Raw genomic sequence first — 20,443 nt, 5'->3', positions numbered from 1 at the left:
CCCCACCCGTCACATCGCGGCGATCAGGCGACGAAAGCCCTCGTCGAGCTGGATGAGCTCCTCGCGGCCGAGGCCGCTGGCGGCCACGATGCGCTTGAGCGACTCGGTGATGCGGGTCATGGCGGCGTCGGCCACGGCCTGGCCGCTGGCGGTGAGGCGCACCAGTTCGGAGCGCCGGTCCCCGGCGTCTGCCACGCGCTCAATCAAGTTCTGTGCCCGCAGGTTGTCCAGCCGCTTGGTGATGGCACCGGAGGTGACCAGCAGCTCGCGGTACAGGTCGGTGGGCCGCATGGCCACGCCGGGGCCGTTGCGGCGCAGGGCCAGCAGCACGTGCAGGTCGCCCACGTTGGCGCCGGCCTGCTTGGCCACCTCCTGCACGCGCCGGTCGTGCAGGTAGTGGGCGTACTCGAGGCGCAGGAAGAAGCCGGCCAGCCAGAAGTCGACGTCTGGCCGTTCCTGCGCCCAGGCGCGGGAGATGGTGTCCAGCCGCGTGGGTTGCAGTTGTTTGGCGGCGCGCTCGGCCTGGCGGCGGCCCTCGCGGGGCGCGGGGGCGGCGGGGGTTCCGTTGGTCGGTGCCCCGTCCGAGGCCCAGGCCACCAGAGCCTCCAGCGCCTCGACGAAGGAGAGCCCGCCGGCGGCGTCCTCGTCGCGGCTGGGGCCCAGCTTGGTCTGGCGGTAGCGGCCTTCGCCGACGAATTTGCGGCCGTACCAGGCGGCGCCGCGGCCGCCCTTGTAGTAGCCCAGGTGCACGCCAGGCGTGCTGATGTGCCAGTAGGGCTTGGCGCGCGCGGGCAGTTCTCGGCGCACCTGCGCGGAGGTGAGGTCGATGTCGGCGGGGGGCAGGCGGTTGGCGGAGGTGTCGGTCATGCTTGTTCTCGTTTTACCCAACCATATTCTACCCAACTTACCTCATTCGATCGACCACACCGAACGGCCCCTGGGCGAGTTGACGGGCGCGCGCCTCGGCAGCCTCGCGCGCGGCCGGTGCGCCGGGCTCGCTGGGGCGCGTGGGCCCGGCGTCGATGGCCTCGACGGCGTCGATGCCGATGTAGCGCAGCCAGGTGGTCATGAAGGCCTTCTGCTGGTCCCAGTCGCGCAGCGGCGAGCCGGGGGTGTAGTCGAAGGCGCTGGCGTAGACCACCACGGCCGTGCGCCCGTGCACCAGGCCTTCGTAACCGCGCTCCGGTGTCCAGGAGAAGGTGAGGCCGGGCTGGGTGATCACGTCGATGTAGTGTTTCAGCCGATAGGGAATGCCCAGGTTCCACATGGGCACGCTGAACACGTAATGGTCGAAGCTGAGGAACTGAGCGACCAGCGCCTGCACACGCGCCCAGGCCTGGGCCTGCGCGGGCTCGTGGGGCCGGCGGGCCAGGATGGCGTACTTGGCGTCGAGCAGGTCGCCGTCGATGGAGGGCAGGTCCAGCGACCAGAGGTCCAGCGTCTCGATGTGCGCACCGGGGTGCTGGCGGCGCAGATCGTCGAGGTGGGCCTGGCCGATGGCGGTGGAGCTGCTGCCGCGGCGCGGCGAGGCGATGAGGTGCAGGACGCGGGGCGGGGTCGGGTCGTGGGTCATGGTGTCGATGGGTTCAGAGGTCGAGTTCGACGGTCTCGTCGTCCGACCAGGCCACGCAGATGCAGGCCAGGCCGGTCTCGCGCTGCGCGGGGGTGAGGAAGCGGTCGCGATGCTGCATGGCGCCCGCGACCACGCGCACGGCGCACTCACCGCATTCGCCGCGCTTGCAGCTGTGCGGAACGGGCACGCCCTCGGCGAGGGCCGCGTCGAGCAGTGAGGTGCCGGGTTCCACCAGCACCTGTTTGTCCGATCGCTTGAGGTGCAGGCGGATGGGCTTGTCGGTGGACAGCGGCGGCGGCGGGTTGAACAGCTCGTGGTGCACGCTGTCGTGCACGTAACCACGCGCGAGCGCGGCGTCCACCACCGCGTCGATCAGCGACGCGGAGCCGCACACGTACACGTGCCGCCCCGGTGCGGGCTCGCCCACCACGGCCAGCGGGTCGAGCCGGCCGTTGGCCGCCACCGAGCTGTCGTGAAAGTGCAGGCGGTCGCCCGCGATGGCCTGCAGCTCGTCGAGGTAGGCGGCGCGCTCGCGCCCGCGCGCGCCGTAGTGCACCTCGAAGGGCGTGCCGCGTTCCTTCAAGGCGCGCGCGATGGCCACGATGGGCGTGACGCCGATGCCGCCAGCCACCAGCACGGCCGAGGTGGTGCCCAGGTGCACGGGGAACTCGTTGGGGAAGGACTCGACCGCGAGTTCGTCGCCCACGCGCACGGCCTCGTGCAGGTGCAGCGAACCGCCGCGCCCCTCGCGCTCCTTGAGCACGGCGATGTCGAACCAGCCACCCGCCGCGTCGCTGCGCACCACGGTGTAGGGCCGCACGTCGCGCGTGCCGTCGCGCAGCACCACGCCGATGCGGGCGTGCGCACCGGGCTCGATGGCCGGCAAGGCAGCGGGTTCGATGGCCTGCAGCCGCAGGCGGCGCACGTCGGTCGCCATGGTTTGCAGCTCGGCCACGCGCACGCGCAGCGGCGGCGGCGGGCCCAGGCGCTCATCGGGCGTGAGCAGTTGCATCTGGCGCGCGAAGCCGCTCACGTAGGCGGGTGTGCCCACCTCGGCCTTCAGGCGCGCGGCGGGGCGGCCCGGGTAGGCCACGGTGCGCAGCGGCACCTCGCCGGCCCAGCAGGCCTGCTCGTACAGCGCCTCGCCGCCGAAGATGGCCAGGCCGTCGGCGGGCGGGCCGGCGCGGCGCTTGAGCGAAGCCTCCTCGATGCGCAGGCGCACCATGTGGATGCTGCGCAGCTCGTGCAGATTGGGCTGTTTCACCTCGTCCCAGCGGCCGGGGAAGCGCGAGCCGAGGAACACCTGCAACTGCGCGAGCCGCTCCTCCAGCGAGTCCACCGACTCCGTGCGCCCGTAGACCATCACCGAGCGGTAGTTGAGCGTGTGCGCCGAGGCCAGGCGCGAGAGCACGAAGCCATCGAGGTGCGTGAAGTTGAGGCACACCGGCGCGCCCTGCACCAGGTGTTTGAGCATGCGGCTGCCGGCCGAGCCGTGCCAGTACAGGTACTCGCCCTGGCGCCACACCATGGTCGGCGTGGCGAAGGGCTGGCCGTCGATCACGTACGAGACCACGCCGTACAGCGCGCTGTCGATGACGGCGTGGACCGCCGTTTTCTCGTTCGACCCGCGGCCGGCAAACAGCCGCACGCGGGAACGGTCGGTGACCGGGTAGTCGGCTTCGGACATCCATCTCTCCTGGTTCTGTCGGGCGCCGTGGGACGCCGCATACTTACCCAACTTATCCAACTCATCCAAGGCCGATAGCGGCAAATTCAAGAGTAAAAATCCCGTCGGGTATTGACACAATATCTTTTCAGGAAGATATTTGAGCACCATTCATCCAACCCGTCAATCGAGCCCCGCACGGAGACCCCCATGACCACCCGAGAAGAGAACGAGTTGCTGACCAAAGTCGAGGGCGACGCCCCGATGGGCCGCCTGCTGAGGCAGCACTACTGGATCCCCGCCGTGCTGTCGGCGCGCCTGGAAGCCGGCGGCGCACCGGTGCGCGTGAAGCTGTTCGGCCGCCGCTACGTGGCCTACCGAACGCACGACGGGCGCGTCGGCTTCCTCAACGAGGCCTGCCCGCACCGCGGCGTGTCGCTGGCGCTGGCGCGCAACGAGGACAACGCCCTGCGCTGCATCTTTCACGGCTGGAAGATCTGCGTCAGCGGCGAGCTTCGCGAGGTGCCCAACGAAGCGGGCGACCCCGAAGGTTTTCGCAAGACCGTGCCGGTGAAGCACTACCCCAGCGTGGAAGGTGCGGGCCTGGTGTGGGTGTGGCTGGGCGAAGGCGAGGCCCCCGCCGCGCCGAACTTCGAGTGGATGGGCCTGCCGCCCGAGCAGGCCTATTCCTGCGGTCTGGAGCTCAATTCCAACTGGCTGCAGGGCGTGGAAGCGACGATCGATTCCTCGCACATTGCCCTGCTGCACCAGAGCCACCTGGCGCACTCCAAGATGGACATGGCCGCCACGCGCGTGAACAACGCGGTGCGCTACAAGTTCGACGACACGCCCTACGGCTACCGCGCCGCCGCGCTGCGCGAGACGCCCACCGGCGAGTGCGTGGCGCGCGTGACCGAGTTCGTCATGCCCTACTACGGCCTGATCCCGCCGATCAACACCGGCGACGACCAGGACCGCACGGTGATCATCGCGGTGCCGATCGACGACGAGCACCTGATCCAGTGGTACATCTACTACAACACCAGGCGGCCCACGGATTCGATGAAGCGCGCGCAGCGCGCCAACACCTGGCCCATGGCCGGCGGCATCGTGCAGGACGCGGACCGCGCGTGGGGCCAGAACCGCCAGCTCATGGCGCACGGCAACCACACGGGCTTCACCGAGATCGTGGTGGAGGACTTCGTCACGCAGGTGAGCATGGGCCCCATCGTGGACCGTTCCGACGAGTACCTGTGCTCGGCCGACCAGGCCATCGTGCGCCTGCGCCGCCACCTGCTGCAGGCACTGAAGAAGTTCATGGCGAACGAGACGCCGACCAGCGCCCTGCCCGGCTCGCGCGACTACTCCGGCATCACCGCCACCGGCGGGCGCCTGCCCTCGATGGACGCGGACTGGCGCGCCCTGCCCCGCTGAGACGCGCCGTGAGCACGACCATGAACACCAAGGCGAGGACCACCACGCAATGGGTGCGCGCCTGCGCGGCGGCCGAGGTTCGCGCGGGCGAACCCAAGGGCCTCAAGCTCGGCGGCATTCCCGTCGCGCTGTACCGGCTGCAGGACGGCGTGTACGCCACGCACGACGTCTGCACGCACGCCTACGCGCTGCTGTCCGAGGGCTACGTCGAGGGCGAGACCATCGAGTGCCCGCTGCACGGCGCGCTGTTCGACATCCGCAGCGGCAAGTGCCTGGCCGTGGCCGACAAGGACGCCACCACCTACCCGGTGCGCATCGAGGGCGACGAGGTGATGGTGGCGCTGCCCGTGCAGGGCGAGGCGGACGCATGACTGCGGGCGCCGGCAAACGCGTGGTGATCGTGGGCGGCGGCCAGGCGGCCGGCGCGGTGCAACGCAAGCTGCGCCAGCTCGGCTTCGCCGGTCAGGTGGTGCTCATCAGCGACGAGGCGCACGCCCCCTACGAACGGCCGCCGCTGTCCAAGGAATACCTGTGCGGCAGCGAGTCCACGCTGCGCGCCATCGCGCCGGGGCGCCAGGCCAACGAACAGATCCGCCTGGACTGCTCGGCCGTGCGCATCGACGCCCAGGCGCGCACCGTGCTGTGCGGCGACGGCACGTCGGTGTGCTTCGACGCCCTGGTGCTGGCCACCGGCGGACAGCCGCGCCGGCTGGATGTGCCCGGCAGCAACCTGGGCCGCGTGCACACGCTGCGCACCGCCTCGGACTCGGCCGCGCTGCGCCTGTCCCTCGCGGCCTGTGCGAAGGCGGGGCGTCCCTTGCTGGTGGTCGGCGGAAGCTGGATCGGCCTGGAGGTGGCGGCCGCGGCGCGCGAGGCCGGTGTGGCGGTGGTGATGGCGGAGGCCGGGGAGCGTCTGTGCGCGCGCACCCTGCCCGAGGCCGGTGCGCGCTGGCTGCAGGCCCTGCACGAGTCCCGGGGCGTGGCGATCCGCCTGCGCACCTCGCTCACGGGGCTGGAGGGCATCGGCGACGTGGCCGCCGCCCACCTGTCCGACGGCAGCCGGCTGGCCGTGGGTGCGGTGGTGGCGGGCATCGGCATCGCGCCCGAGACGGCACTGGCCCGCCAATGCGGCGTGCTGGTGCGATCGGGCGTGGTGGTGGATGCCCATGGCCGCACGAACCGGCCGGGCATCTACGCCGCCGGCGACGTGACCGAGCAGATCACGCGCTGCCACGACGGGCCCGTGCGCGTGGAGACCTGGGACAACGCCAACCGACAGGGCGAGGCGGTGGCGACGGACATCGTGGCGCGGCTCTTCGGGGACGGTGGCGAGGCATCGCTCTCAGCCGATGCGCCGGCGCCCTGGTTCTGGTCCGATCAGTACGGTGTGAACCTGCAGGTGGTGGGCGCGCCGAACCAGGGCGATGCGCACCTGGCCTGCATCGACCAACCCGACAAACAGTTGAGCCTGCACCTGCGCGGCGGGCGCGTGGTGGGCGCGGTGGCCATCAACAGCGCGCGTGAGTTGCGCCGCCTGCGCAAGCGGCTGGACGCGGGCGCACCGCCCACGCTGGCCGAGCTGGTGGAAGAAGGCTTCGACATTCCCCAGCCCGCGACGGCCTGAGGATCAAGACGCCCGTTCCGGCCAGTACGTTCCGGCCAGTACGTTCAGGCCAGCACGTTCAGGTTCGTGCCCACGCTGCCCGATTCGGCCAGTGGCAGCGCACCGGTGACGCCCTGCAGCAACGACAGCGCCGCGCTGCCCTGCATGTCCATCGACTTGCGCAGCATGGCGAGTTGCACCTTCTGGGCCACGTCGGCCTGCTGGTTGGCCACGACGGCCTGGACCATGGCGGCGGGGGAAACGTCCACGGGAGCTCCTGGTTGCTGAATCGCTTGCCCTTCGTATCGGACGGTGCCCGCCGTTCTTGAGCGGGCTCAGACCAGCCCCGCGCCGTCCGCGCCCTCGCGCGTGGCCTGCCGCATCAACTCGATGAACCGCTGCGCCCCCCGCCCCAGCGGCCGCTCCGCGTTCCACACCACGTCCACCCACAAGCGCAACTGGTTGCTGATGTTGCCGAAGCGGATCTCGGTGAGTTCGCCCGAGGCCACCAGCGGCTCGATCAGCCGGCGCGGCAGGTAGGCCCAGCCCAGGCCGGCCTGCACCAGGCTCAGCGTGGCCAGGTGGCTGTCGGTGCGCCACAGGTGGCGCGACAGCAGCATGCGCGGGTCGCGCCCGCGCGGGTCGCGGCTGGCCACGGCGATCTGGCGGATCTCGATCAGGTCGTTGAGCTGCAGCGCACCCTGGCGCGCCACCGCCTCGGGGTGGTCGGCCGCGATCACGGCCACGAACAGCTCGGTGCCCAACTCCTGGAAACCCTCGCGCTCGTCGCTGCCCGGGCGCTCGAACACCAGGGCCAGCTGCGCCTCGCCCGCGTGCAGCATGCGCAGCGCATCGGCCTGCGGCGCCGACAGCACCTCCACCAGCAGCGCCGGGAACTCCTCGGCCAGCACCGCCAGTGGCCGGCTCCAGGGCGCCGACAACAGCTCGGGCGCGATGGCGATGGTGAGCTGGCGCTCCAGCCCCTGGTGCAGGGCCTGGGCGTGCGCGCCCAGGCGGCGCAACTGGCCGGCGATCTGCCGCGCCTGCGGCTCCAGCGCGCGCGCCACGTCGGTGGGCCTGGGTTCGCGGGCGCTGCGGTCGAACAGCACCAGGTCCAGCTCGGCCTCCAGTTGCGCGATGGCCATGCTCACCGCCGAGGGCACGCGGCCCAACTGGCGCGCGGCGGCCGAAAAGGAACCGGTGTCGAGCACCGCCAGAAAGGTGCGCAGGTTGTCGCTGGTGAAGGCCATGGCGCCCCTATCTGTCAGATTTTCTGAAATTATCTGACTTTTACCATCAGAAAACGGCGCATAAAGTCCCCTCATCGCCCCCACCCACCCGCCGTGGGGGTCCCGGTCAAGGACATTCGCCATGCAAGGCCTTCAACGAAAAATCGTCTACGTCTCCCTCTACGAGCTGTTCGCCATCGCCGCCTCCAGCGCCGGGCTCGCGCTGCTGTCCGACAGCGGCCTGGGCCACGCCAGCGTGGCGGCGGTGGCGGCCTCGGCCATCGCGGTGGTCTGGAACCTCGTCTACAACACCCTGTTCGAGCGCTGGGAGGCGCGCCAGGCGGTCAAGGGCCGCGGCGTGGCGCGACGCATCGCGCACGCGCTGGGTTTCGAGGCCGGCCTGGTGGTGATGCTGGTGCCGCTGTTCGCCTGGTGGCTGGGCGTGTCGCTGTGGCAGGCCTTCGTGCTGGACCTGGGCCTGATCGTGTTCTTCCTGGTCTACACCTACGCGTTCAACCTGGGCTTCGACCGCGTGTTCGGCCTGCCGGCCTCGGCAGCGCCGCAACCGGCCCTGAACACCTGAAGCCGGCGATCGCGCCCTAGGAGTCCTGGAACAGGCTTTCGCGCACGCCCGAGCCCTCGGGCAACGGGAAGTCCTGGCGCACGGCGCGGCCGAAATAGCCCTGGCGCACCGCCTGGCTGGTCTGCCAGGCCACGATGGTGGCCTGCGCCTTCTGTGCCTCCAGCAGGCGCATGGCCGGCGTGCGGAAATAGATGATGAGCGCCGCCTCGCGCGGGTTGAAGCCTTCGCTCAGGCCCAGGTCGATCACCGCGTGGCGCAGGGGCGATGGCACCGTGTTCGACGGAATGCCCAACTCGCCCAATGCGCGACTGAGGCCGAAACGGAACCACGCTTTCTTCAACATGAAGAAATTAAAGCATCGGACCGTTCATCGGCGCCCCCGGGAAGGCCCGCACAGTCGCCCATCTGTATGACCGAGGCATCCCGGCCGAACGGATGCAAGCGGGTGTAAGCGATTTGTATGAATGAGAATGGTTCTCATACAATCCTGCGCTTGCCTGCGAAGGCAAGTCCGTAGCCAGCCACCGGGCCGCCGTGCCCGGACAGCCAGCCACTTCCGATTCGACACCCCAACGGAGTGGCTGTTGACGCCAGCGTGGTGCAGGGCGCAAGCAGCGCCCTGAAACCATGCCCAACACCCGAACCCGACCGTCCCCGGCCCCCTGCGGCGCGCCACGCACGCTGCTGGCCACCGCCATCACCGCCCTCGTCCTGTCGACCGCCGCCTCGGCGCAGGCACAGTCCACGTCTGAGACCGCGCCCACGCTGGGCACCGTCAACGTGACGGCGCCCAAGGAGCAGGAGAGCGCCACCGGCCCCGTGCGCGGCTACGCCGCCACGCGCAGCGCCACCGCCACCAAGACCGACACACCACTGCAGGAAACGCCGCAGTCGGTGACCGTCATCACCGCCGACCAGATCCGCGACCAGGGCTCGCCCAACCTGCAGGAAGCGCTGCGCTACGCGGCCGGTGTACGCAACGAGCTCTACGGCATCGACAACCGGGGCGACTGGTTCTCGTTGCGCGGCAGCGAAGAATCGACCCTGCTCTACAACGGCCTGCGCGAGCCGCTCACCGGCTACTACGGCGTGGTGCGCACCGAGCCCTACAACTTCGAACGCATCGAGGTGCTGCGCGGTCCCTCGTCCATCATCGCCGGACAGAACGACCCGGGCGGCGTGGTGAACCTGGTGCCCAAGCGCCCGCTGGACGCGCCCCGGCGCGAGGTCGGCATCCGCGTGGGCAACGATTCCCTGCGCGAGGTGCACGCCGACCTCACCGGCCCGCTCAACGCCGAGGGCACGCTGCTCTACCGCCTGGTGGCCGTGGAGAAGGACAGCAAGACGCAGATCCGCTTCGCGCAGGACGACCGCACCTTCGTCGCGCCCTCGCTCACCTTCAAACCCAACGCGCAGGACAGCTTCACCGTCTACGCCGAGTACCAGAAGGACTTCAGCCAGAACACCAACGCGTTCCTGCCGCTGGCCGGCACGCTGCGGCCCGCGCCCAACGGTCCGATCCCGCGCGACCTGTTTGCCGGTGAGCCCGACTGGGACACCTACGGCGGCACGCGCAAGCGCGTGGGCTACGCCATCGACATCGGCCTGGGTGACCAGTGGCGCCTGAGCCACCAGTTGCGCCACGACCGCGTGGACGGGCTGATGGAGTCCATGTACTTCGACTGGGGGCTCGGCCTGAATGGCTTTCGCGACGCGGCAGGCAACCCCGACCCGAACGGCCAGTACATGGACCGGCCCTGGTACATCTACGACGATGGCCTGCGCCTGACCACTGGCGAGGTCCTGCTCAAGCGCGACTGGCAACTGGGCGGCGTGACGCACAAGCTGGTGTTCGGCATGGACGCCACGACCATGGACACCAGCCTGACCTCGGCCAGCGGCATGGGCACGCCGCTCAACGTCTACGACCCGGTGTACGGCACCTTTGCGCGCCCCTCACTGGGCAACGCCACACCGACCGAAACGCGCGTGCGCCGCCAGGGCTGGCTGCTGCAGGACCAGATGAAGTTCCAGAACGGCCTGAGCGTGCGCGCTGGCGTGCGCCACGACAAGGTGCGCAACACCGCGGTCGGCGGCGGCACCGACCGCGACTCGGCCACCAGCGTCAACCTGGGCGTGGTCTACGAGGCGGCACCGGGCGTCTCGCCCTACGCGAGCTACTCGGAGTCCTTCAACCCGGTCGCCGGCACCGACGCCTTCGGCCAGGTCTTCAAGCCCAAGCAAGGCGAGCAAGTGGAAGTGGGCGTGAAGTGGCAATCGCAGACACTGCCGATGCAGGCCACGGCCTCGGTGTACTCGCTCAAGGAGAAGAACCGCCTGGGCAGCGATCCGGACAACATCGGCTTCAGCAAGCAGATCGGTGATTCGCGCGTGAAGGGCGTGGAGCTGGAAGGCCAGGCCCGCGCCGGCGCCTGGCAGTACCTGGCCAGCGTCACCTACACCGACGCGCGCGCCAGCGCCACGACCTGGGGCGGTGCGCTCGACCCCGACCAGCAGCTCGAAGGCATCCCCAAACACATGGCCTCGTTCTGGGCCGTGCGCGACTTCCGCGACCTCGGCGTGCCCGGGCTGTCCCTGGGCGCGGGCGCGCGCTACGTCGGCCGCATCGGCGACGGCACCGGCAACGTCTTCGTGCCTTCGGTGACGCTGTTCGACGCCATGGCCGCGTGGGAGACCGGCCCCTGGCGCTTCGCGCTCAACGTGAACAACCTGGCCGACGAGGACTACATCGCCGTCTGCCTGGCGCGCGGCGACTGCTGGTTCGGCAGCCGGCGCAAGGTGATCCTCACCGCCGACTACCGCTGGTGACCGACTGATCGTTCACGACAAGGAAAGCCGCCCATGAACACCACCACCGCCCCATCCACCGCCCACATGATGGGCCGCATCGCGGCCAGCCTGCTGGGCGGCTACGCCTTCACCTGGGGCGTCACCACGCTGGGCATCACCGGCCTGGTGGCGCTGGGCGTGGACTACCACGAGGCCCACACCGTGCTGATGCTGCTGGCCTTTCTCGTCTTCCTCGCGGTGTTCCTCTGGGCCTTCGCGGCGCGCAGCCTGACGCGTGTGTGGGGCGTGCTGGGCCTCGGCGGCGCGGGCATGACCGGCGCGGCCTGGCTGCTGCAGCAACAACTCATCTGAGGGCAACACCATGCTGTCGAACTTCCGCCTCTCCATGACCTGGCTGCACACCTGGTTCGGCCTCGTGCTGGGCTTCGTGCTCGTGGTCGTGTTCTTCTTCGGTTCGCTCTCGGTGTTCGACCGCGAGTTCGACCGCTGGGCCATCCCCGAGACGCGCTTCGAGCCGCAGCCCATGCCCTCGTTCGACCACGTGCTGCTGCCCATCCTTCAGCGCGTGGAACCCGACGAAGTGGACTACGCGGCCAACATGCCGCTGCTACACGACAGCGCGCAAGGCCCGATGACGCCGCGCCTGCAACTGCCCGCCGACGAGTTCTGGGCCTACACCACGCACCGCGACCCGGTGCTGGCCATGGGCGTGGGCTTTCGCGTGCCGCAGCCCAAGGACCCGCTGGGCCACAACCACATTCACGGCGACACCACCATCGACCCGCGCGACGGCACGATGCTGCGCGAAGGCCAGCAGAAGATCGGCAGCGAGTTCTTCTACCCGCTGCACTACAGCCTGCACCTGGAGTGGAAGTTCATCGGCTTCTGGATCGTGGCGCTGGCCGCGCTGACCATGCTCGCCATGCTCATCACGGGCCTGGTGATGCACCGCAAGGTGTTCGCCGAACTGTTCACCTTCCGCCCGGGCAAGAACCCCCGCCGAAGCCTGCTGGACCTGCACAACCTCACCGGCGTGGTGGCCCTGCCCTTCCACTTCTTCTTCGCCTTCACCGGCCTGGTCATCTTCGCGGCCTTCTACTACCTGCCGGTGTCCGACACCCTGCTGCGCCCGCTGGCGCAGGCGCACGCGGTGGCAGAAGCCGCGGCCACCGGCCTGCCGCACGAGCGCGCTGGCGTGGCCGCGCCGCTGGCCTCGGTGGACGCCATGGTGGTGGAAGCGAAGCGCCGCTGGGACGCGCGCGGCATGCCCGGCCAGGTGGGCTTCCTGCAGGTGCACCACGTGGGCGACGCCAACAGCTACGTGAGCATCTACCGCGCCGGCAGCGACCGCGTGGCCCTGGTGGGCCAGGCCGTGCACTTCAAGGGCAGCACCGGCGAGGTGCTGCGCGAGGAACCGGCGCCCACCGTGCCGCACGGCATCGAGGAATTCCTCACCGGCCTGCACCTGCAGCACTTCGAGCATTGGCTGCTGCGCTGGCTCTATGTGTTCGGCGGCCTGCTCGGCTGCGTGTGCATCGCCACCGGCTTCCTGTTCTTCGTGGAGAAACGCAAGCGCCAGCACGCGCAGCAGGGCGTAGCAGGAAGCCGCGTGGTGGACGCGCTGGCGGTGAGCACCGTCACCGGCATGCTGATCGCCACCGCCGCCATCCTGATCGCCAACCGGGTGCTGCCGGCCGAACTGGCGGACAAGGGCTGGTGGGAACGGCTGGCCTTCTGGCTCGCCTGGCTGCTGGCCGCCGCGCACGCCTTCTGGCGCAGCGCGCCGGTGGCGCAGGCGCGCCCGTCGTCCGCGTGGCGCGAGCAGTGCTGGGCCATCGCCGCGCTGTGCCCGCTGGCGGTGCTGCTGAACTGGGCCACCACGGGCGACCACCTGGGCAAGACGCTGTTCAGCTACTGGCCGGTGGCGGGCGTGGACCTGGCGCTGCTGGCCACCGCCGGCCTGGCGGCCTGGGCGGCGCGCCGTCTGGCGCGGCGCGAGCGCGCGACCCCTGCGTCTGCCCCGGCCACCGCGCACCTGCCTGCCGAGGAGGCCGCCCATGTCTGAGGCCGCCCTGGTTGTGCTGGCCGCACTGGCCTCCCTGGCTGGCATGGCGCTGTTCGCGCTGGCCTTGCCCGCGCACTGGGCGCAGGTGGCCGGCGCCCACGCACCGCTGTCGCCCACCGTGCAGCGCCGCCTGCGGGCGGGCGGCGCGCTCGCGCTGGCGGGCTCGCTCGGCCTGTGCCTGGCCGTCGACCACCCCAGCATGGCCGTGCTGGTGTGGGTGATGTTGCTGGCCGTGTCGGCCGCGGGCGTGGCGATGTGGCTGTCGCGCCGCCCCGCCTGACGCCACGCCCCGTTCCTTCCTGCCGCCCGCGCGTTTTCTTCCCGCTTCCTGACTGTTCCGGAGACTGCTCATGCCCGCACTGCACACCCCCTCTTTCACGCCGCGCCTGAGCGCGCTCGCCCTGGCCGCCTGGCTTGCCACCACCGCGCACGCGCAGCCCGCCGCGGCACCAGGCGCCGAACCCAGCGGCGGCACCCTGTCCACCGTCACCGTCAAGGCCAACGCCGACGCGTCCGCCGAAGGCCTGAGCGACCCCTTCGCCGGCGGCCAGGTCGCGCGCGGCAGCCGCGTGGGCGTGCTGGGCAACCTGGACATCATGGACACGCCCTTCTCCACCACCGCCTACACGGCCGAGCTGATGCAGGACCAGCAGGCCCGCAGCGTGGGCGACGTGCTGCTCAACGACGCGTCGGTGCGCGCGGGGCGCGGCTTCGGCAATTTCCAGCAGGTCTACTTCGTCCGCGGACTGCCGGTGTTCTCGGACGACGTGGCCTACAACGGGCTCTACGGCCTGGTGCCTCGCCAGTACATGGCCACCGAGTTCATCGAACGCGTGGAAATCCTGCGCGGCGCCAACGCCTTCGTCGGCGGCGCGGGCCCCGGCAGCAGCGCGGGCGGTGGCCTGGGCGGCCTCATCAACGTGGTTCCCAAGCGGGCACCCAACGAGCCGCTGAGCCGCGTCACGGCAGGCGTGCAGACTGGCGGGCAGGTCTCGCTCGCGGCCGACCTGGCGCGCCGCTTCGGCCCCGACCAGGCCACCGGCCTGCGCCTGAACCTGGCGCGGCGCGACGGCGGCACCGGCGTGGACGGCGAGAAGCAGACGCTGGACGTGGCCGCCCTGGGCCTGGACTGGCGCGGCCGCGGCGTGCGCCTCTCGGCCGACATCGGCTACCAGGACAACCGCCTGCGCGAACCGCGTCCCAACGTCACGCCCGCCGCCAACGGCGCGCCCATCGCGACCGCACCCGAGGCTTCGCACAACTTCGCGCAGCCCTGGACGCACTCCGACGGCCGCGACCTCTTCGGCACCGTGCGCGCCGAGGTGGACCTGAACGACACCCTGCTGGCCTGGGGCGCGATCGGAGCGCGCCAGGGCGACGAAGACAATGTGCTGTCCAACCCGACCCTGACCGACGCGGCCGGTAACACCACCGCCTACCGCTTCGACAACGTGCGCGAACAGTCCCTGCACACGGCCGAGGTTGGCCTGCGCGGGCGGGCGCGCACCGGCGCCGTGGGCCACGAGTTCAGCCTCTCGGCGGCCACGCTCAGATCGCGCGAGCGCAACGCCTACGCGTTCTCCGACTTCGCCGGCTACGCCAACAACCTCTACCAGCCCTTCGCGGTGGCCGCGCCGGCGCCCGACTTCTTCGTCGGCGGCGACCTGGGCAACCCGTTGGTGGTGGAACGCCTGGCCACCACCAGCCTGGCGATCGCCGACACGATGTCCTTCCTGGACGACAGCGTGCGCCTGACCCTGGGCGCGCGCCGCCAGACCCTGCGCGTCACCGCCTACAACTACAACTCGGGCGCCCAGGAATCGCACTACGACGAGGGCCGCACGTCCCCAGTGCTGGGCCTGGTGGTGAAGCCGGCCAGCGGCTGGTCGCTGTACGCCAACTACGCCGAAGGCCTGGTCAAGGGCGACACCGCCTCGGGCGCCGGCATCACCAACGCGGGGCAGGTTTTCGCACCCTACGTCTCGAAGCAGAAGGAGATCGGCGCCAAGTACGACGGCGGCCGCATCGGCGCCAGCGTCGCCCTGTTCTCGCAGCGCAAGCCCAGCGCCTACGTCGAGAACAACGTCTTCGGCGTGTTCGGCGAGCAGCGCCATCGCGGCCTGGAGATCAACGTCTTCGGCGCGCCCGTGCGCTCGGTGCGGGTGCTGGGCGGCCTCACGTTGCTCGACGCCGAGCAACTGCGCACCCAGGGCGGTGCCGACGACGGCAAGGACGTCATCGGCGTGCCCGGCCACCAGCTCAATCTCGGCGTGGAATGGGACCTGCCCGTGGCGCGCGGCCTCACGCTGGACGCGCGCGTGATCCACACCGGCAAGCAGTACGCCGACGGCGCCAACGCGCAGGAAGTGTCCTCGTGGACGCGCGTGGACCTGGGCGCGCGCTACCTCACCGAATTCGGTGGCAAGCTGCTCACGCTGCGCGGGCGCGTGGAGAACCTGTTCGACAAGGGCTACTGGGCCTCGGCCGGTGGCTTCCCGGGCCGGGGCTATCTGGTGCTCGGTGCACCGCGCACCTTCGTCGTCAGCGCCAGCGTGGACTTCTGATGCCGAGCCCACGAGCCCTGCGCGCCTGGTCCTGGGTGCACAAATGGAGCAGCCTGGTCTGCACCGTCTTCATGCTGCTGCTGTGCCTCACCGGCCTGCCGCTCATCTTCCACCACGAGATCGGCCACCTGCTGGGCACCGAGATCGAAGCGCCCGAGATGGCGGCCGATGCGCCGCGCATCAGCCTGGACCGCGTGCTGGAGATCGCCATCGCCGAGCACCCCGAGAAGGGCGGCATGTACGTCTCGCAGGAAGAGGACGACGACCGCGTCTGGTACGTCACCCTGTCGGACACGCCGCTGTCGGACTCGGGCCTCAAGCAGGTGGCGGTGGACGCGCGCACCGGCGAGGCGCTGGGCCAGCCGCCGCTGGACAGCGGCTTCATGCACATCATGCTCTCGCTGCACGTGGACCTGTTCGCCGGCCTGCCCGGCACGCTGTTCCTGGGCTTCATGGGCCTGTTGCTGCTGGTGGCCATCGTCTCCGGCGTGGTGCTGTACGCACCCTTCATGCGCAAGCTCGGCTTTGGCGAGGTGCGGCGCGACCGCTCCTCGCGCGTGCGCTGGCTGGACCTGCACAACCTGCTGGGCATCGTCACGCTGACCTGGCTGTTCGTGGTTGGCGCCACCGGCGTGATCAACACCTGGGCCGATCTGTTGGTGCGCTACTGGCAAACGGACCAGATGGCCGAGATGGTGGCGCCCTACCGCGGCCAGCCGCCGCTGGAGCGCAACCGGCTGGGTTCACTGCAGGCGGCGGTGTCGGCTGCGGTGGCGCTGGAGCCATCCATGAAGGTGGGCTTCGTGGCCTTTCCCGGCACGCTGTTCACCAGCCCGCACCACTACGGCGTGTTCATGCGCGGCACCGATCCGCTGAACTCGCGCCTCTTCAAGCCCGTGCTGGTGGACGCCGTGACCGGGCAGGTGACCGACAGCCGTGAACTGCCCTGGTACCTCACCGGCCTGCTGATCTCGCAGCCGCTGCACTTCGGCGACTACGGCGGTCGGCCCATGCAGATCATCTGGGCCGTGCTCGACATCCTCACCATCATCGTGCTCGGCAGCGGGCTGTACCTGTGGCTGCGGCGCGGCGTGACCGGCAGCGCCGACGCGGTCGAACTGCCGCCGGCCCTGACCGGCCGTGAAGCCCCGAACCTGAACCGTGAAGTGACCCATCCATGAAAGCCCTGTGGAACGCGCTGGGCCCGGTGTGGGCCTGGCCGGTGGTGATCGCGCTGGCCTCGGCGATCGGCCTGGTCACGGCGCTGCTGGGCGACGGCCCCTGGGACTGGGTGTCGTGGCTGTGCCTGGGCTCGGTGACCGGGGCCTGCGTGTGGCTGGGGTGGGGGCGCGGTCGCTGACGAGGCTCACCATGACCTCCGGGGTCATGGCCTTGATGACCGATCGGGCCCACAGTAAGCCCATCAACACCAAGGAGCCTCACATGTCGGACCTCTCCCAACTCCCCCTCGCCGTCGGCCACATGATCGGCCTGGGCGCTCTCGGCTCGTGCATCGGCATCGGCATCATGGCCAGCCGCTACCTCGACGCCTCGGCGCGCCAGCCGGAGATGATGGAGGCCCTGCAACCCAAGGTCTTCCTGCTCGCGGGCCTGCTCGACGGCGCCTTCATCATCTCGGTGGCGCTGGGCGTGTGGTTCGCGCTCGCCGCGCCCTTCCCTTCCTGAACCCCGCGACCCGATGCGCCCGCCCTCACCCCCACCACGCGTGCTCGTGATCGGTGCCATCGGCCGGGCCGGCGCCGCCGTGCTGCGCGAGCGGCTGGGTCAGGTCGGGGCGGTGCCGGTCACGGTGCTCTGCACGCGCGGCTTCGCGCACCAGCCGCGAGGCCTGGACCACGCGGTGGTGGACGGCGGCGACTGGCGCGACTGCCTGCACCATGTCTCGGCGCAGGACGAGGTGCTTCTCGTCCTCGACACCCCGCGCCACGCGCGCGAGGCCATCTTCTGGCGGCCCGAGCGCGCCGCGCTGGTGCCGCTCGTCGAGGCGCTGCACGCGCAGGGGGTGCGCCGGCTGGACGTGGTATTCGGCCCCGGCCACGCGCCCGACGCCACGGAAAGCGCGGCGCTGCAGCGCCTGGGCTTTGGCGCGCGCGAGGCCGGGCGGCGACCGCCCGTGGCCGCGCCCCCGAGCCCCACCGGCCCATGGCCCGAGCGGCTTGCCGCGTGGATGCTGCGCACGCTGATCGACACGCTGCACGCACTGGGCATGCAACGGCGGCCTTGACACCCCGCGCCACGCGAGCGGGAATGGCGCTTGCCCTCGCCCGAAGCGTCATCGATTCAAGGAGCACCGAATGAGCATGCAATCCCTGCACCGCGGTCGGCTGATCGACCACATCCAGCTCGTCGTGAAAGACCTGCCCGCCGCGAAGCGCTTCTACGCGGCCGTGTTCGAGGCACTGGAGATCCCCTTGGGAGGTGAAGGCGACACGTACTTCTGGGCGGACGAGCTGTTCATCTCCACAGCCGACAGCGAGGCCGCCGCGGGCGTGCTGACGGGACGCCACCACCTGGCCTTTCAGGCAAAGAACCGGGCGATGGTGGACGCGTTCCACCGCGCGGCACTGGCCAGTGGCGGCCAGGACAACGGCGCACCCGGCGAGCGCAAGTACCACCCCGGCTACTACGGCGCGTTCGCGCTCGACCCGGCGGGCAACAACATCGAGGCCGTGTACCACGGCGAGGCGCAGCGCAGCGCGCCATCGGTGAACATCACCTTCTGAGGCTTCTGACGCCTCAAAGGTCGAGCACCAGCCGCGCCGATTTCGCCCGCGAGCAGCACGGCAGGATCTGCGTGTGCTGCGCCTGTTCGTCGGGCATGAGGTAGAGGTCGCGGTGATCGACCTCGCCCTCGAGCACGGTGGTGAGGCAGGTGCCGCACACGCCTTGCTCGCACGAGGTCTCGATGGCCACGCCCTCGGCCGCCAGGGCCTGGGTGATGGACACGTCGGGCGCGATGCGCACCGTGCGCCCGCTGCGTGCGAGCACCACGTCGAAGGCACCGTCGCCGCTCGTGTCCACGGTGGCGCCGGAGAAGTGCTCGAAGTGCACGCGCTCGACCGGCCAGCCGGCGCGGGCCGCGCTGCCCTGCACACCGGTGATGAAGGCCTGCGGACCACAGACGTAGACGTGGGCCCCGGGCGGCGCAGCGGCCAGCGCGGCGCCGATGTCCAGCCGCCGATCGGCCTCGCCACCGTCGAAATGGAAGCGCACGCGATCGGCGTAGGGCCGCCCGCGCAGACGCTGCAGGAAGGCCGTGCGGGCCTCGCTGCGCGCGCAGTAGTGCAACGTGAAGTCGCGCCCCTGGGCGTGCAGGGTCTCGGCCATCGCCACGATGGGCGTGATGCCGATGCCGGCCGCGAACAACAGGCTCGGGCCCGGGTCCTCGCTCAACGCGAAGTGGTTGCGCGGCGCCGAGACCTGCAGCGTGTCGCCTTCGGCCAGCGCGTCGTGCATCGAGGCCGAGCCGCCGCGGCCGCCGGTCTCGCGCAGCACAGCGATCTGGTACGGACCGGGCTCGCCTGGTGCGTTGCACAACGAGTACTGCCGCACCGCGCCCGACGGCGTCTTCACGTCGATGTGCGCGCCGGCGGTGAACGCCGGCAAGGGCTGGCCCTCGCGCTCCAGGTCCAGCAGCACGATGTCCTCGGCCTCCGCGTGCACGCGGGCGACCTTCACAAAAAAATCCAGGCTCATTCCAGGAAGTTGCCCGCGTCGAAGAACACCGGCGGCGCGTCAGGGTCGAAGCTCACACCGGCCGGGTCCTCGCCCCGCTGCACGGCCTCCAGCTGACCCTGCAGGTAGCGGCGCAGCATCACGATGCCGCGGTCGGAGGTGGCCAGGTGCTCCTCGGAATGCCTGGCCACCTTGCCCTGGCTGACCATGGCCTCGTAGTCGCCCGGCGAGGCGCGGTGCTCCTCGGCCGTGAGTTCTTCCCACAGCTTGCCGTTCTGGCGCGAGCGCATCTTCGACAGCTCGCCCACCTCGCTCACGCGGCCCACCACGTAGATGCGGAAGTGGTGGTCGTCGATCGGCAGGATCCAGCCCAGCGATTCGACGCGCCCGAACTTCCCCAGGCGCGGGCTGGGGATGACGCGCAGCGTGGGCATGGCGGCCTGGCTCACGCGGCGGAAGGTCTTGCCGTCGTCGAGCTGGCGCACGGAGGTCGTGCGCACGCCGAGCTCGACACGGTCCCAGGTGACCTGGGGCATGAGCGCCATCTGCTCGACGAACTGCGTGCCGCTGAAGGTGGAGTGCAGCACCACCACGTGGAAGGGATCGACCAGGTTCTCGTAGTGCTGCAGCCAGTTGCAGTCGATGATCTGCGGGCCGCCGCCGCCGATGCTGCGGTCGTTGGCCTCGAGGAACTCACCGGCGTCCAGGTTCTCCAGCGCCTCGTAGCGCGGCAGCGTGGGCTTCTTCTCGGGCGGGCCCATGTAGGCCCAGATCAGGCCGTACTGTTCCTGCACGGGGTACCAGGGCTGGCGCACCTTGTCCTTGAACTTGCCGCCCTCGGGCTCGCAGGGCTGCTCCAGGCAATGGCCGTCCACCGAGAACAGCCAGCCGTGGTAGCAGCAGCGGATGCCGTTCGCCTCCACCTTGCCGTACAGCAGCGAGGTGCCGCGGTGCGCGCAGTGCGGGTACACCAGGCCCGCGCGGCCCTGCTGGTCGCGAAAGAGGATGAGGTCTTCGCCGAGCACGCGCACCTGGCGCGGCGTGTCGGTGGCGTCGGCGGCCAGGCCGATGGGGTGCCAGTAGCGGCGCAGCAGTTCGCCCATGGGCGTGCCTGCGCCGACCTCGGTGAGTTCCTTGCGGTAGGTGGGCGCCGGGCGGCCGTAGGCCGTGCCCTGGTCGGGCGTGAGGGGGATCACTCGTGCGTTCATGGCTTGCTTGC

The 20,443-nt window shown here is 70.5% G+C and carries 22 protein-coding genes; 14 read left to right on the top strand and 8 right to left on the bottom strand.

Features of this window, described 5'->3' with window-relative positions:
- Window positions 1–9 precede the first annotated feature (9 nt).
- The 3 genes from BN948_RS03420 to BN948_RS25460 are packed head-to-tail and all read right to left on the bottom strand — an operon-like array spanning window position 10 to window position 3,260.
- Window positions 10–867: a MarR family winged helix-turn-helix transcriptional regulator gene (locus BN948_RS03420; protein WP_009516792.1), complete on the bottom strand. Its 858-nt coding sequence runs from the start codon at window positions 865–867 to the stop codon at window positions 10–12.
- Window positions 868–904: 37 nt separating this feature from the next.
- The gene (locus BN948_RS03415; RefSeq protein WP_009516791.1) at window positions 905–1,573 is read right to left on the bottom strand and encodes an FMN-dependent NADH-azoreductase; all 669 of its coding nucleotides are present in this window, start codon (window positions 1,571–1,573) and stop codon (window positions 905–907) included.
- A 13-nt stretch (window positions 1,574–1,586) separates the two neighbouring features.
- The gene (locus tag BN948_RS25460; RefSeq protein ID WP_051755923.1) at window positions 1,587–3,260 is read right to left on the bottom strand and encodes a pyridoxamine 5'-phosphate oxidase family protein; all 1,674 of its coding nucleotides are present in this window, start codon (window positions 3,258–3,260) and stop codon (window positions 1,587–1,589) included.
- A gap of 189 nt (window positions 3,261–3,449) precedes the next feature.
- Between BN948_RS25460 and BN948_RS03405 the strand changes: the two genes are divergently transcribed.
- Genes BN948_RS03405 through BN948_RS03395 form a run of 3 tightly spaced genes read left to right on the top strand, consistent with a single transcriptional unit; the run spans window position 3,450 to window position 6,297 of the window.
- A complete protein-coding gene (locus BN948_RS03405; RefSeq protein ID WP_009516788.1) occupies window positions 3,450–4,673 on the top strand; it encodes a Rieske 2Fe-2S domain-containing protein in 1,224 nt (407 codons plus the stop codon).
- Window positions 4,674–4,681: 8 nt separating this feature from the next.
- Window positions 4,682–5,044, top strand: a complete 363-nt coding sequence (locus BN948_RS03400; protein ID WP_236953903.1) for a non-heme iron oxygenase ferredoxin subunit — start codon at window positions 4,682–4,684, stop codon at window positions 5,042–5,044.
- Window positions 5,041–6,297 carry an NAD(P)/FAD-dependent oxidoreductase gene (locus BN948_RS03395; RefSeq protein WP_009516786.1) on the top strand — a complete coding sequence of 419 codons (1,257 nt, stop codon included), beginning with the start codon at window positions 5,041–5,043 and terminating at the stop codon, window positions 6,295–6,297. Before BN948_RS03400 ends, BN948_RS03395 begins: the two co-directional genes overlap by 4 nt.
- 44 nt (window positions 6,298–6,341) lie before the next feature.
- On the opposite strand, the gene BN948_RS03390 is transcribed toward BN948_RS03395, so the two are convergent.
- Window positions 6,342–6,545, bottom strand: a complete 204-nt coding sequence (locus BN948_RS03390; RefSeq protein WP_009516785.1) for a putative motility protein — start codon at window positions 6,543–6,545, stop codon at window positions 6,342–6,344.
- A 66-nt stretch (window positions 6,546–6,611) separates the two neighbouring features.
- Complete coding sequence (locus tag BN948_RS03385; protein ID WP_009516784.1) at window positions 6,612–7,526, bottom strand: LysR family transcriptional regulator; 915 nt, start codon at window positions 7,524–7,526, stop codon at window positions 6,612–6,614.
- Window positions 7,527–7,647: 121 nt separating this feature from the next.
- On the opposite strand from BN948_RS03385, the gene BN948_RS03380 reads away from it, so the two are divergent.
- Window positions 7,648–8,088 (top strand): PACE efflux transporter, encoded by a 441-nt coding sequence (locus BN948_RS03380; RefSeq protein WP_009516783.1) that lies wholly within the window; start codon window positions 7,648–7,650, stop codon window positions 8,086–8,088.
- A gap of 16 nt (window positions 8,089–8,104) precedes the next feature.
- Here BN948_RS03380 and BN948_RS03375 read toward each other — a convergent pair whose 3' ends face one another.
- Window positions 8,105–8,431 (bottom strand): hypothetical protein, encoded by a 327-nt coding sequence (locus BN948_RS03375; RefSeq protein ID WP_009516782.1) that lies wholly within the window; start codon window positions 8,429–8,431, stop codon window positions 8,105–8,107.
- 284 nt (window positions 8,432–8,715) lie between these two features.
- Between BN948_RS03375 and BN948_RS03370 the strand changes: the two genes are divergently transcribed.
- The 10 genes from BN948_RS03370 to BN948_RS03325 all read left to right on the top strand — a co-directional run bounded on the left by BN948_RS03370 (window position 8,716) and on the right by BN948_RS03325 (window position 18,272).
- A complete protein-coding gene (locus BN948_RS03370; RefSeq protein ID WP_009516781.1) occupies window positions 8,716–10,917 on the top strand; it encodes a TonB-dependent siderophore receptor in 2,202 nt (733 codons plus the stop codon).
- Window positions 10,918–10,950: 33 nt separating this feature from the next.
- Window positions 10,951–11,250: a hypothetical protein gene (locus tag BN948_RS03365; RefSeq protein ID WP_009516780.1), complete on the top strand. Its 300-nt coding sequence runs from the start codon at window positions 10,951–10,953 to the stop codon at window positions 11,248–11,250.
- 10 nt (window positions 11,251–11,260) lie between these two features.
- Window positions 11,261–12,964, top strand: a complete 1,704-nt coding sequence (locus BN948_RS03360) for a PepSY-associated TM helix domain-containing protein (protein WP_009516779.1) — start codon at window positions 11,261–11,263, stop codon at window positions 12,962–12,964.
- Entirely contained in the window at window positions 12,957–13,244 is a 288-nt protein-coding gene (locus tag BN948_RS03355) for a DUF3325 family protein (protein WP_009516778.1), read from the top strand. Before BN948_RS03360 ends, BN948_RS03355 begins: the two co-directional genes overlap by 8 nt.
- A 70-nt stretch (window positions 13,245–13,314) precedes the next feature.
- Window positions 13,315–15,528, top strand: a complete 2,214-nt coding sequence (locus tag BN948_RS03350; protein ID WP_009516777.1) for a TonB-dependent receptor — start codon at window positions 13,315–13,317, stop codon at window positions 15,526–15,528.
- A complete protein-coding gene (locus BN948_RS03345) occupies window positions 15,528–16,709 on the top strand; it encodes a PepSY-associated TM helix domain-containing protein (RefSeq protein WP_009516776.1) in 1,182 nt (393 codons plus the stop codon). The genes BN948_RS03350 and BN948_RS03345 overlap by 1 nt, the downstream gene beginning before the upstream one ends.
- Entirely contained in the window at window positions 16,706–16,888 is a 183-nt protein-coding gene (locus tag BN948_RS03340; RefSeq protein WP_009516775.1) for a hypothetical protein, read from the top strand. Before BN948_RS03345 ends, BN948_RS03340 begins: the two co-directional genes overlap by 4 nt.
- A gap of 83 nt (window positions 16,889–16,971) precedes the next feature.
- Window positions 16,972–17,214: a F0F1 ATP synthase subunit C gene (atpE, locus tag BN948_RS03335; RefSeq protein ID WP_035620420.1), complete on the top strand. Its 243-nt coding sequence runs from the start codon at window positions 16,972–16,974 to the stop codon at window positions 17,212–17,214.
- A gap of 13 nt (window positions 17,215–17,227) precedes the next feature.
- Complete coding sequence (locus tag BN948_RS03330) at window positions 17,228–17,773, top strand: Rossmann-fold NAD(P)-binding domain-containing protein (RefSeq protein WP_009516773.1); 546 nt, start codon at window positions 17,228–17,230, stop codon at window positions 17,771–17,773.
- 70 nt (window positions 17,774–17,843) lie between these two features.
- Window positions 17,844–18,272 carry a VOC family protein gene (locus BN948_RS03325; RefSeq protein WP_009516772.1) on the top strand — a complete coding sequence of 143 codons (429 nt, stop codon included), beginning with the start codon at window positions 17,844–17,846 and terminating at the stop codon, window positions 18,270–18,272.
- Between the two features lie 13 nt (window positions 18,273–18,285).
- Here BN948_RS03325 and BN948_RS03320 read toward each other — a convergent pair whose 3' ends face one another.
- Together BN948_RS03320 and BN948_RS03315 are read right to left on the bottom strand one after the other, a co-directional pair.
- Window positions 18,286–19,245, bottom strand: coding sequence for a PDR/VanB family oxidoreductase (locus BN948_RS03320; protein WP_009516771.1), 960 nt, complete (start codon window positions 19,243–19,245; stop codon window positions 18,286–18,288).
- Window positions 19,242–20,432 (bottom strand): aromatic ring-hydroxylating dioxygenase subunit alpha, encoded by a 1,191-nt coding sequence (locus tag BN948_RS03315; RefSeq protein ID WP_009516770.1) that lies wholly within the window; start codon window positions 20,430–20,432, stop codon window positions 19,242–19,244. Before BN948_RS03315 ends, BN948_RS03320 begins: the two co-directional genes overlap by 4 nt.
- Window positions 20,433–20,443: the final 11 nt, after the last annotated feature.

The sequence above is a fragment of the Hydrogenophaga intermedia genome, assembly GCF_000723405.1.
Classification (GTDB): domain Bacteria; phylum Pseudomonadota; class Gammaproteobacteria; order Burkholderiales; family Burkholderiaceae_C; genus Hydrogenophaga; species Hydrogenophaga intermedia.
Note: the sequence above shows the minus strand (reverse complement) of the source record. Positions and strands in the feature narration are given on the sequence as shown.